The organism is Acidovorax sp. GW823-FHT01C06, from assembly GCF_058798375.1.
On record NZ_JBXAKN010000001.1, the window covers coordinates 64,926 to 76,917 of the forward strand.

Here is an 11,992-nt window from a genome sequence, read left to right on the forward strand (position 1 = left end):
CCACACGCACGCGCGCGCCAGCCTGGCAGGGGGTGGGGCGATGCCGGTGGCCGGGCGGCTCAGCCGCCCACCACCCGCAGCACGTCGGCGCCGTAGGCTTCGAGCTTCTTCGCCCCCATGCCGCTGATGCCCTGCAGGTCGTCCAGCGTGCCCGGGTTGCGTTCGGCAATCGCCGCGAGCGTGGCGTCGTGGAAGATCACATACGCGGGCAGGTTGTGCTCGCGCGCCACCTCGGCGCGCCAGGCCTTGAGGTTGATGAAGCGCACCTGCGCGTCGGGCCCCAGGTTGGCGGCGGCGGCGGGCGGGGCGCTGCCCTTGCGCGTGCGCTTGGCTGGTGCGGACGACACCGATTCGCGCAGCTGCACCGGCACCTCGCCCTTGAGCACGGCGCGCGAGCCCTCGGTGAGGCACAGCGTGTCGAAGCTGTGGCCGCTGTCCAGCATCACCTTCTGAAGGCCTAAAGCGCCCGTGGCGATCAGCTGGCGCAGCACGCCGCGCAGTTGCGGTTCCGAGAGGTCCGCGCCAATGCCGAAGGTGGAAATCTTCTCGTGCCCGAACTGCGCGACCTTCTCGGTCTTCTTGCCGCGCAGGATGTCCATGATGTGCCCCGTGCCAAAGCTGATGCCGCTGGCCTGGTTCACGCGGTAGATGGTGGACAGCAGCTTGCGCGCCGCGTCGGTGGCGTCCCAGATCGCGGGTGGTGTCAGGCAGTTGTCGCAGTTGCCGCAGGGCGTGGAGGCTTCGCCAAAGTAGGCCAGCAGCCGCACGCGGCGGCAGTCGGTGGCCTCGGCCAGGGCCAGCAGCGCGTCGAGCTTGCCGCGCAGTGCCTGCTTGAACTCCTCGCCCGCCGGACTCTCGTCGATCATGCGGCGCTGGTTGACCACGTCGTTCAGGCCATAGGCCATCCAGGCATCGGCGTTGAGGCCGTCGCGGCCCGCGCGGCCGGTCTCCTGGTAGTAGCCCTCGATGTTCTTGGGCATGTCCACGTGCGCGACGAAGCGCACGTCGGGCTTGTCGATGCCCATGCCGAAGGCGATGGTGGCCACCATCACGATGCCTTCCTCGCGCAGGAAGCGGTCCTGGTTGCGCTGGCGCACCTTGGTGTCGAGCCCCGCGTGGTAGGGCAGGGCCGTGAGGCCGGCGTCGCTCAGGGTGGCCGCCAGCTCCTCCACGCGTTTCCTGGACTGGCAGTACACCACGCCCGCCTCGCCCGCGTGCTCGCGCTCGATGAAGCGCAGCAGCTGCGTGGTGGCGTCCTTCTTCTCGACGATGGTGTAGCGGATGTTGGGCCGGTCGAAGCTGCTGATGAACAGCCGCGCGTCTTCCAGCTGCAGGCGCTCGATGATGTCGGCGCGCGTGAGGTCGTCGGCCGTGGCCGTGAGCGCGATGCGCGGCACCCCCGCATAGCGCTCGTGCAGCACCGTGAGCGCGCGGTACTCGGGCCGGAAATCGTGGCCCCACTGGCTCACGCAATGCGCCTCGTCGATGGCGAAGAGCGACAGGTGGCCCTCGTGGTACAGGCTGTCGAGCAGGCCCAGGAAGCGCGGCGTGTTCAGCCGCTCGGGCGCCGCATACAGCAGCGTGATGTCGCCGGTCTGCAGGCGCAGCTCCACGTCCTGCGCCTCGTCAAAGCTCAGCGTGGAGTTCAAAAAGGCCGCATCCACCCCCGCCTCGTGCAGCGCGCCCACCTGGTCGTGCATCAGCGCGATCAGGGGCGAGATCACGATGGTCACGCCGCGCCCCTGCTGCTGGCGCACGATGGCCGGCACCTGGTAGCACAGCGACTTGCCGCCGCCCGTGGGCATCAACACCAGGGCATCGCTGCCCGCGATCACGTGTTCAACGATGGCCTGCTGGGGGCCGCGGAATTGCTCGTAGCCGAAGACGTCCTGCAGGACGGTATGGGCGGGGGACAAGGCGGGAGACAGGCGGGAGGACAAGCGGATACTCTGAAATTAATAGCTGGTAGCGCTTGTATGTCAAGCGCTAGAGGCCAATTTGACCAATACTTTCGCGGTGAGTGTGCCCGCTCGCGAAGGGGCTTATTGTGCGCCGGGTGCTATGTCCCAAGGATTGATCAGCACCACGGGTGCGCTGGCAAAGTCGCTCACGTTGCGCGTGACCACGGCCAGGCCATGCTCCAGCGCCGTCGCGGCAATCAGCGAGTCGAAAGCCGCCATCGGCTTGCCCGCTGCCTCGGCCTGCGCGCACAGGCGCGCCCAATACCCGGCCGTATCCCGTGTGAAGGCCAGAGTCCGCTGCCCAAACCCCGCCTGCACACTGGCGAGCCAAGTGGCCAGTTCGCTCTGGCGGCGCGAAGGCGGCAGTCGCACAATGCCTCGCTCCAGCTCGGCCAGTGTCAGAGCGGAGACAAACAGGTCGGCAGACGTGCGCGCGCCCATCCACTCCAGCACTGCGGGATTGGGCGCGGGCCGCACCAATTCAGACAGCAGGCAAGTGTCCAGCAGGTACTTCACTTCAGATCACTCCAGCGCCAACGTGCGAATGGGTTCGGCTGACCGTGCCGTATCCAGCGGCTCCCCGCGTGGCGCCTGCAACAGCAGGGACACCAGCGCATCCTCGCCCGCCAGCCGCCGGTACTCGGGCGCGGCCATCAGCACCACGGCGTCGTTGCCACGCCGGGTAACCAGTTGGGGGCCTTCGTTCAGTGCGCATTCCACCAGTTCGCTAAAGCGGCTTTTGGCGTCTTGTAGTTGCCAAGCATGCATAAAGGCTCCTTTTGCTGGTTTGACTAGACTGACTAGTATGGTTGGGTGGCGTGATGCTGTCAAATCAAGAGGCCTTGCCAATCACCGGCTTACAATTTCGTACGGTGCCCACCCTGCTTGCACACGAGCAAAAAAAGGCTCTCTTCTTCCTCTTCATTGATTTCATGCGGCCTCTATTCATAGAGTGCGCTGCCGTGGCTTAAACGTGTGCACTTTCCCGGCGTTGCGCGCTCGCTGAAGAAAGGTTTCACATGAACAACATCGCTTCGTTTGCGCGTCAGGCGCAAACCCACCTTCAAACGATTGCAGGCGCCGACCGTGCCAACGTCAAGCGGTCTCACGTCTATGAACTGCTGGCCGCTGCGCTGGGGCTCGGCTCCCATGCCGCACTGAAGGCCCATGGCCTGCTATGCCCCCAGCCATCGCAGCCGCTCCTGGCGCACTACGGCAACTTGCGTCCTGGGCCATGCGCGGCGCGGGCCGAGGCGCTGGGCATGCCCCGTGAGCGCTGCGGGCCATTGGCGAAGCTGATGGAATCGTGGCACGCGGACGATCCGCTCAAGGTATGGACCTGGTTTCACTACGCCTAGTTGCTGGGTAAGGATCTCACCCAAGGCGACTACCGGGCTATTCACGAGGATGGCTCCAGCTACGACGACGATGTGGGTGGCCCCATGTTCGTGAACGGGGTAGATGGCATCGAACTCCCCACGGCGGATGAATCCGTGCGCCAAGAAGCTCTGCGGGCGGCGCAATCCTTGTTCGCACGCATGAAGGCAGATTAGTCCAGGGTAGAAAGCCGTTTAGCCCGGCTTTCTACAATAGCGGCCTATGCAAGCCCTTCACTACACCCGCGCCGCGCAGCTGCCCGACATCCTCGCCCAACGCATCGTCATCCTCGACGGCGCCATGGGCACCATGATCCAGCGCTTCAAGCTGGGCGAGGCGCAGTACCGGGGCGAGGGCTACACCGGCCCGGGCAGCGTGGGGGACCGCTTCAAGGACTTCCCGCGCGACGTGAAGGGCAACAACGAGTTGCTCAGCCTCACCCGGCCCGACGTGATCACCGACATCCACGAGCGCTACCTAGCCGCTGGCGCCGACCTCATTGAGACCAACACCTTCGGCGCGACGACCATCGCGCAGGAGGACTACAAGATGGCCGAGCTGGCGCGCGAGATGAATTTGAAGTCCGCCCGGCTGGCCCGCGCCGCCTGCGACAAATACTCCACGCCCGACAAGCCCCGCTTCGTCGCCGGCGCCCTGGGCCCCACGCCCAAGACTGCCAGCATCAGCCCCGACGTGAACGACCCGGGCGCGCGCAATGTCGATTTCGAGCAGTTGCGCGCCGCGTACTACGAGCAGACCGAGGCGCTGGTCGAGGGCGGCAGCGACGTGCTGCTGGTCGAGACGATTTTTGACACGCTCAACGCCAAGGCCGCGTTGTTCGCCATCGACGAGTTTTTTGAGAACAGCGGCCAGCGCCTGCCCCTGATCATCAGCGGCACTGTCACCGACGCCTCGGGCCGCATCCTCTCGGGCCAGACGGTCACGGCCTTCTGGCACAGCGTGCGCCACTCCCGCCCGCTGGCCATCGGCCTGAACTGCGCCCTGGGCGCCACGCTGATGCGCCCCTACATCCAGGAGCTGAACCGCGTGGCCGAGGACACGTTCATCAGCTGCTACCCTAACGCGGGCCTGCCCAACCCCATGAGCGACACCGGGTTTGACGAAACCCCCGAGATCACCAGCCGCCTGGTGCACGAGTTCGCGGCCGAGGGGCTGGTCAACATCCTGGGCGGCTGCTGCGGCACCACGCCGGACCACATCGGCGCCATCGCCAAGGCGGTGGAAAACGTGCCCACGCGCAAGATGTTCTACCCCGCTGAAGCCTGAATTTGGAGGCAAACTGGCCTCTGGCGCTGATCCAGAAAGCGCTGGTAGCTATAAAAACCGCAGCACTCAGATCGTCACTGCGCTGCGGTGGCGCATTGCCGGGCGCATGACTCTGCGGCACCCTTGCGCCTTCGGTTGAACTTTCGCCCGCACCCTTTGCCAGAACCCCGGCCCGCTCCCCATGTCCGTTACCGCCACCCTGCCCGAAACCCCTGTTGCTGAGGCCGCCGACAAAGCCGCCGCCCACGCCGCGCTCAAGCTCGAAAAGCGCCTGGTGCGGCAAGTCGCCCAGGCCATTGGCGACTTTGGCCTGATCGAAGGCGGCGACAAGGTCATGGTCTGCGTGTCCGGCGGCAAGGACAGCTACGGCCTGCTCGACGTGCTGCGTTTGCTGCAGCAGCGCAACGGCCACAAGTTCGAGCTGATCGCCGTCAACCTCGACCAGAAGCAGCCCGGCTTTCCGGCCCATGTGCTGCCCGAGTATCTGACGAAGGTGGGCGTGCCCTTCCACATCGAAACGCAGGACACCTACAGCGTCGTCAAGGAGCACATCCCCGAAGGCAAGACCATGTGTAGCCTGTGCAGCCGCCTGCGCCGGGGCATCCTGTACCGCGTGGCCGACGAGCTGGGCTGCACCAAGATCGCGTTGGGCCACCATCGCGATGACATGCTGCAGACCTTCTTTTTGAACATGTTCTTCGGCGGCAAGCTCAAGGGCATGCCGCCCAAGGTGCAGAGCGACCGGGGCGACCACCTCATCATCCGCCCGCTGGCCTATGTGGCCGAGGATGACCTCACGCGCTGGGCCGAGATCCGCAACTTCCCCATCATCCCCTGCACCCTGTGCGGCAGCCAGGAGAACCTGCAGCGCAAGCAGATCGGCCAGATGCTGCGCGACTGGCAGCAGCTGTACCCCGGCCGCATTGAGAACATGGCCGTGGCGCTGCGCAACCTGGTGCCCTCGCACTTCATGGACACGCGCCAGTTCGACTTCAAAGGTTTGATGCCCAACGGCGTGCAGGATGCCGATGGCGACAAGGCGTTCGATGCCGAAGACTTTCCCGCGCAGGCCGTGGGCATGCTCGCGGGCCTGCCCCTGATGCCCCGCTGAACCCGACCCCCGACGATTTCTAGATTGGGCCATCCCATGACCACCCTCCTCAAAGCCCCCGAACTCCTGCTGCCCGCCGGCTCGCTCGACAAGATGCGCGCCGCCTACGACTTTGGCGCCGACGCGGTGTACGCCGGCCAGCCGCGCTATTCCTTGCGCGCGCGTAACAACGAGTTCAAGCTCGAGCAGATCCGCCAAGGCATCACCGAGGCCCATGCGCGCGGCAAGAAGTTCTTCGTGACCAGCAACCTGATCGCGCACAACGACAAGATCCGCACCTACCTGCGCGACATCGAGCCCGTGATCGACTGCCAACCCGACGCCCTCATCATGGCCGACGCGGGCCTGATCATGATGGTCAAGGAAAAGTGGCCCGAGCAGGTGGTGCACCTCTCGGTGCAGGCCAACACCACCAACTGGGCGGCGGTGAAGTTCTGGCAGAAGATGGGCGTGGAGCGCGTCATCCTCTCGCGCGAACTCAGCCTGGACGAGATCGAAAAAATCCGCCAGGAATGCCCCGACATGGAGCTCGAAGTCTTCGTGCACGGCGCGCTGTGCATCGCGTACTCGGGCCGCTGCCTGCTCAGCGGCTACTTCAACCACCGCGACCCCAACCAGGGCACCTGCACCAACGCCTGCCGCTGGAACTACGCCACCCACGACGCCGACATCGACCCCACCACGGGCGAAGCCATTGCGCAGAAGATGGAAGGCGACTTCAACTTCGAGGCCGCGCAGCAGAAGGCCGAACAGTCCTTCGCATCGACCACCGGCAACGGCGAGCGCCACCCCAAGGCCGACAAGGTCTACCTCATCGAAGAGGCCGGCCGCCCCGGGCAGATGATGCCCATCATGGAAGACGAGCACGGCACGTACATCATGAACAGCAAGGACCTGCGCGCGGTGGAGCACGTGGCGCGCCTGGCGCAGATCGGTGTCGATTCGCTCAAGATCGAGGGCCGCACCAAGAGCCTGTACTACGTGGCCCGCACCGCCCAGGTCTACCGCCGCGCCATCGACGACGCCGTGGCCGGCCGCCCGTTCAACCCCGAGCTGCTCATCGAGCTCGAAGGCCTGTCCAACCGGGGCTACACCGGCGGCCTGCTGGAGCGGCGCCCCAGCAACGACTACCAGAACTACATCAACGGCCACTCCACCACGCAGCGCAGCCAGTTCGTGGGCGAGGTGCTGGGCGCCGAGGGGCAGGCCGAAGTGGGGCTGCAAGGCGACTGGGTGTTGGTCGAAACCAAGAACCACTTTGCGGTGGACGACCTGATCGAAGTGGTGCACCCCAGCGGCAACATCACCGTGCGGCTGGACCAGATGCGCAATGCGGAAGGCCAACCGGTGGCGGTGGCGCAAGGCAACCCGGTGCGCGTGTGGATTCCGCTGCCTGCGCGCTATACCGGCGCGCTGCTGGCCCGCGTGGTGGAGGCACCGGCTGCGGCCGCGGCGGCCGAACCCGCCGTCGTGGCTTGAGCGGGGCGCACCACCATGTGGACGCACCATCGCAGCGGCGCGTCGGTTTTGGCACTGTCGGTTGTGGCCGCGCTCGCCAGCACCAGCACCTTGGCGCAGGGCCCCGCTGCAGGCACGCCGCAGTTGGCGCCCGCCAAGGTGCGCTACGTACAAGGCTCGTGGGTCAACCTGCGCGAGTCGGCCCAGGCCCAAGCCAGCGTGCTGGCCCAGGTGCCCGCCAATACTGCGCTGGACCAGCTTGCCGAGCGCGACGGCTGGTGCGCCGTGCTCTACCGGGGCGATGCGCGCCTGGGCCCCGCATTGGCGGCACCGTTGCAAGCCCATGTGTCCTGCAATCTGCTGTCTGACCAGCCCCTGACCCTGGCCCAGGCGGGCAAGGACGCAGCCCGTGCGTTCTGGGTGGCACCATCGCCCAACCGGCTGCGTGCCTATGGCAACGCTTTGCCCCGGCCCGCCGCTCTGCAGCTCAATGCCCTGACCAAGACCCACCCAGCCGAGGCGCCCGTGGTGTACCCGGCACGCCCCGAGTTCGAAGCCGCCAAGAAGCTGCTGCGCGCGGGTGTGCCGCTGCGGCCCGAGCAGGAGATTGACCGGGGCGAGCCCATTGACCCGCTCGCCGACCTGAAGCTGGCCACCCGCGCGGTAGACCACATCCCCGCCGTGGCCCCGCTCGCCACGCGGCCCGTTCTGCCCACCATCGCCCCTTCGTACTTCCGCACCCACGCCAGCGTGGCCCTGCTGCACGAAACGGATGCCGATGGCCTGGCGGCGGTGGCGGGAACCCGCATCAGCGTGGTCCCCACCGGCGCGCCGCATGGCAGCTTCAACCGCCACATGGGGCCCGAGATCGAGTTCGTGACCGGCTTCTGGGACGTGGGGTCTGCCGACCTGGCCTTTGCCCCCGCGCTCACTCTGTATGCCATCACCCACCAGGGGCTGGTCGGCGCACGGGCCCTGCGCCAGCGCTACTGGGACATCAGCAACGCCGACCACTACTGCGGCGGCCACTACCCAGGCAAGGGCTTCGGCGACCCGCGCGAGGACGATACGGTCCCCGTGCGTGGCTACGCCAGACTGTCCGACACCGCCGAGGTGCTGGTCCGCCTGGTCGTGCCCGGCAAGCTGCCGCCCGATGCCGTGAAGGTGAAGACCCGCCGCTACGCCACGAGCTGGATGCAACCCGCCGACCCGCCCATCCGGGACAAGCCCCAGCGCAAGCACACGGCGGTGATGGTGCACGAGATCGACGTGGACCGCGACGGCGTGGCGGACATCCTGCGCATCGATACCCCTGCGCCGGGTGGCATGAGCTTTGAGCCGGTTTTTGACTGGCGGTGGTACCTGAACATCAATGGCCAGTGGTTCCGGGCGGGGTACTGGGCGGATCAGGAGTGCACGTGAGTGGACTCCTTGCGAGGCAGTTGGGGGCGGGGAAGGGCCGGGTTTTCAGATGCTTGGGGTGGGGAGCTCAGAAGTGTTCAGGGGGAGCTTCCGGTCAGGAGCAGTCGGTGGTGTCAGGTGAAAGCGGACGCTCAAAGTTTGACATGAGGTGGCCGACTGACGCAGCCTGTTGGACACCCGCTCGATGGGTTGGATGTCACGAAGGGCTTTCTACATCGCCGAAAAGCAAACCCTCAAGCTCTGCCTTGGTAGGTACACGACCTTGATCAACCATCCTTCGCAACACTTCACCCAGAAGGTTGAACGACGCGAGCAGGTCGGTATTTTCGTGGCTCGACTTTCCGTGTGCGGCGGAAGAGCGCTTGTCGTAGAGCTTGCCGATTTCTTTCACCCTCGACCGGCGGCGCTCGCCCGGCGGCTCCAGAAACGACGCAATCAACGCGGAAACTCGAAACCTCAACTCGCTATTTGACGGAGAGAAAAGCGCTTCAAGCGCCGCCCAAATCGCGACCATGACCAGCGAGGTTCGGTGAACATACTGACCGATCGCCAAAGCATCCGCAGCCAAAGCGAACTCGGGACTTTGACGGATCAGGCGTGCAGTTGTTGGCCACCTGTCAGACAGCCAAGCGGCTCTGTCAGCGTTTACTTTTCCATCATCCACCGCTAGCGGAAAGCGCCGTAGCTCAGTCTCTACCGGCTGAACCCACGCATCAGGATCTGAAGCTTGAGAGTGCGCGAAGAAAGACTTGTTGGAAGTGGCCGAAAGATAAGTCGCAGGATTTATGCCGAGTCGTATAACCAGTAGGACAGCGCGAGCAATTTCATGGAACGATCCAAGGCCGGGCACACCATCCACTGGAATGGAGAGTTCGGCTGTAATGTCATGCCAGTTACCGCCTCTCGTCGCTTTCCATGGACCGGGGCTTGGCTTGCCTGGCTGTGCCGGTGCGTACGCGAGCATGTGGTTCGCAAACATATGCGCGTATGCAATCCGGATCGTCACTTCGTTGCCCAAGTCAAACGACTGATCCGTCATGAACAGCTCGGACAGCGCTGCGTAGTGTTTGGCGGTCTCAGCGGTCATAAAGGCTTTTGGTGACACCTAAGGTAATTTAGACCGCAAAACCTGCGGGACAAAATGGACCGTGCAGGATAGTCCAGGTTTAAAAATTCCGTGGAAACCCGGCACACATTCATTCGGCAAACACAGCTTGCCGTAGGCAAACACCGAGATTTCCAACAGCCGTTGCAGCAAGTCAATGGCGGCTTCAGGACGGCGCTTCTGAACGGCGGCTTGAGGCCCAAAGTGACCGCTCAATCAGCCCGAAGTGATACCCACACTCACCGCAAACCCGGCTGCCGCAACAACGCCCCCAGCACCAGCGCCTCCGCCATCACCTCCAGCGCCTCTTCCAGCGTAGTCAGCAACTCCGGCAGCCCTGGCAACCAGGGCCAGTGCGGCTGCACCTCGGGCCACTGGTCCACGGCCATCGCCGCCAGCCCCACGGCGAACCCGGTCCACAGCAGGGCCTGGGTGCTGCGGTGCGACAGTGCCCGGTGCAACCAGGCCAGCGTGGCCAGGCCCACCACGGCCACCGCCAGCATGGGCGCCTCGCGCACGGCGCTCCAGCGGCAGGCATCGGTCCATTCGTGGCAGCGGAATTTCCAGAACTCATGCAGCATGAACTGCTCGTCCAGCGCCAGCGCGCCGAAGGCCAGCACCAGCCACACGCCCAGCCGCCAGGGCAGGCAGCGCTCGGCCGTCAGGCGCAGCGCGGTGATGCACAGCGTGAGCAGCAGCGCACTCGACAGCCACGATGCGGGCGAGTTGTCGGAGCGGAATGCGCGCTCCCAGCCCGGTGCAAAGATCCACGCGCTGAACAGCAGAAACCCCGCCACCGCGCCCAGCAGGGCGGGTGCGACCCCCGGGTGGGGCGCCCGCGTGGGGCCGGGCGTGTGGTGGGATGGTGGGGCAGGGCGTTGGCGCATGGCGAGCTTGGAACCACGGGGCACCGGCACCGGGTGGTGCCAGCGGACCGGCGCAATTTTGAATCAGATAGGCCACTGGCGCTGGAATTTAGTGCATTTTCAGCTATGCATTTGGTAGCTTGTTGATGGTTTTGCACGCTGCGGGCGGCGTGCCCTGTTCACGCCCGTGGAATCGCTTCAGAATCGGAAACTCCCACGCTTGTCCGGTATGGCCCTCCCCATCGACCCCTCCCGCAGCGCGCTGCCGCCCGTGGCCCAGTTCCTGGCCGAAGCGGCCCTGCAGCGGCAGGCCGCGCTGCTGGGGCTGGACAAGCCCGGCCCCGCGACCGCGCCGCTGCCCACGGCCGACCCGAGCGCGCCTCCGCCCACACCGACCTCTCCCAGCCCGCCCGCTGGACCTCTGCCCGCCCCGGCGGCCGACAAGGCCAGCATCTCGGCGCAGGCGCGCGAGCAGCTCGGCGCAGGTTTTGAACCACGGCGCGGGGTGGCGGGCAACGCGGCCGCCGCTGCGGCCCCCGGCGCCAGGGCCGGCGCCGCGCCGCGGGGGGCGCTGGCACCGCCGCCGCTGCCCGTGGGCGCGCCTGTGCCAGCCTCCTCCACGGCATCCGTGTCGGGCGCCGACTGGCCCGCCACGGGGCTGGGTGCGCCGCTGCTGCGCATGGTGGGTGCGCTGGTGGCGCAGCTCACGGCGGGCAGTGTGGCGCCCCAGCGGGTCACGGCCGCCCAGCCCTGGCCCATCGGGCTGGCGCAGGCGCTGGAAAGCGGCGCGGTGGACGCAGAGGCGCCGCCGCTGCAGACCTGGCTGGTGCGCCAGGGCAGCGTGCAGACGCCCGAAGGCCCGCGCGGCTTTGCGCTGACCCTGCGCGTGCCGGTGCCGTGGCTGGCGTCGCAGGCGCCTTCGGCTACCGCATCCGCAGCGGCGGCGGCGACCGCCACGCCCTCCACGGCGGCGCCGCTGCAGGTGCCGTTCACGGGCAGTGCGCAGTCGCTGCAGTCCGGGGTGTTCGCGCTGGTGCTGCAAGGGCTGGAGGCCTCGGCACCCCGCACCAGCGCTTTGCTGGTGATGGATTTCCAGCCGCAGATGCCCGCTGCCGTGTATGGCCGCGACCTGCTGGCGCAGCTGCGCATGGACCCGTGGACGCAGATGGCCGTGCTGCAGGCCAGCGGCCAGGTGCCGCGCGAGGAGGACCGCGCCCGCAACGGCGCCTCCGGTTTGTGCGAGACCGTGGGCTGCCCTTATGCGGCCCGCGCGGAGTGCGCCCAGCCTTTCTGCCTGGCGCAGCGCGGGGTGCGGCCACCGGAGCCGGTGGGCCCCGCGCCCGGCGCCTAGACCCTGTTCGTCCGGACTTTTCGGGGATCGCGCTGGCGGGGCGCGGCCTCGCGG

11 protein-coding genes are annotated in these 11,992 nt (G+C 66.6%); 6 read left to right on the plus strand and 5 right to left on the minus strand.

Going from position 1 to position 11,992, the window contains the following annotated elements:
- Positions 1-59: 59 nt before the first annotated feature.
- The 3 genes from recQ to AC1RCS_RS00330 all read right to left on the minus strand — a co-directional run bounded on the left by recQ (position 60) and on the right by AC1RCS_RS00330 (position 2,729).
- Positions 60-1,916, minus strand: a complete 1,857-nt coding sequence (gene recQ, locus AC1RCS_RS00320) for a DNA helicase RecQ (RefSeq protein ID WP_218339485.1) — start codon at positions 1,914-1,916, stop codon at positions 60-62.
- 126 nt (positions 1,917-2,042) lie between these two features.
- Positions 2,043-2,477 carry a type II toxin-antitoxin system VapC family toxin gene (locus AC1RCS_RS00325; RefSeq protein ID WP_492244791.1) on the minus strand — a complete coding sequence of 145 codons (435 nt, stop codon included), beginning with the start codon at positions 2,475-2,477 and terminating at the stop codon, positions 2,043-2,045.
- A gap of 6 nt (positions 2,478-2,483) precedes the next feature.
- Positions 2,484-2,729 carry a type II toxin-antitoxin system Phd/YefM family antitoxin gene (locus AC1RCS_RS00330; RefSeq protein ID WP_008904540.1) on the minus strand — a complete coding sequence of 82 codons (246 nt, stop codon included), beginning with the start codon at positions 2,727-2,729 and terminating at the stop codon, positions 2,484-2,486.
- Between the two features lie 251 nt (positions 2,730-2,980).
- Here AC1RCS_RS00330 and AC1RCS_RS00335 point away from each other — a divergent pair, with 251 nt between their 5' ends.
- From AC1RCS_RS00335 to AC1RCS_RS00355, 5 genes are all read left to right on the plus strand, one after another.
- The gene (locus AC1RCS_RS00335) at positions 2,981-3,319 is read left to right on the plus strand and encodes a hypothetical protein (RefSeq protein WP_492244790.1); all 339 of its coding nucleotides are present in this window, start codon (positions 2,981-2,983) and stop codon (positions 3,317-3,319) included.
- Positions 3,320-3,560: 241 nt separating this feature from the next.
- Positions 3,561-4,625 (plus strand): homocysteine S-methyltransferase family protein, encoded by a 1,065-nt coding sequence (locus AC1RCS_RS00340; RefSeq protein WP_492244789.1) that lies wholly within the window; start codon positions 3,561-3,563, stop codon positions 4,623-4,625.
- A gap of 181 nt (positions 4,626-4,806) precedes the next feature.
- On the plus strand, positions 4,807-5,736 hold the full coding sequence (gene ttcA / locus AC1RCS_RS00345) for a tRNA 2-thiocytidine(32) synthetase TtcA (RefSeq protein ID WP_492244788.1): 930 nt from the start codon (positions 4,807-4,809) through the stop codon (positions 5,734-5,736).
- A 36-nt stretch (positions 5,737-5,772) separates the two neighbouring features.
- Entirely contained in the window at positions 5,773-7,215 is a 1,443-nt protein-coding gene (gene trhP / locus AC1RCS_RS00350; protein WP_492244787.1) for a prephenate-dependent tRNA uridine(34) hydroxylase TrhP, read from the plus strand.
- A 15-nt stretch (positions 7,216-7,230) separates the two neighbouring features.
- Positions 7,231-8,616 (plus strand): SH3 domain-containing protein, encoded by a 1,386-nt coding sequence (locus AC1RCS_RS00355; RefSeq protein WP_492244786.1) that lies wholly within the window; start codon positions 7,231-7,233, stop codon positions 8,614-8,616.
- A gap of 196 nt (positions 8,617-8,812) precedes the next feature.
- On the opposite strand, the gene AC1RCS_RS00360 is transcribed toward AC1RCS_RS00355, so the two are convergent.
- A complete protein-coding gene (locus AC1RCS_RS00360; protein WP_492244785.1) occupies positions 8,813-9,703 on the minus strand; it encodes a hypothetical protein in 891 nt (296 codons plus the stop codon).
- A gap of 257 nt (positions 9,704-9,960) precedes the next feature.
- A complete protein-coding gene (locus tag AC1RCS_RS00365) occupies positions 9,961-10,608 on the minus strand; it encodes a DUF8692 domain-containing protein (protein ID WP_492244784.1) in 648 nt (215 codons plus the stop codon).
- A 208-nt stretch (positions 10,609-10,816) separates the two neighbouring features.
- Between AC1RCS_RS00365 and AC1RCS_RS00370 the strand changes: the two genes are divergently transcribed.
- Positions 10,817-11,938, plus strand: a complete 1,122-nt coding sequence (locus tag AC1RCS_RS00370; protein ID WP_492244783.1) for a hypothetical protein — start codon at positions 10,817-10,819, stop codon at positions 11,936-11,938.
- Positions 11,939-11,992 lie beyond the last annotated feature (54 nt).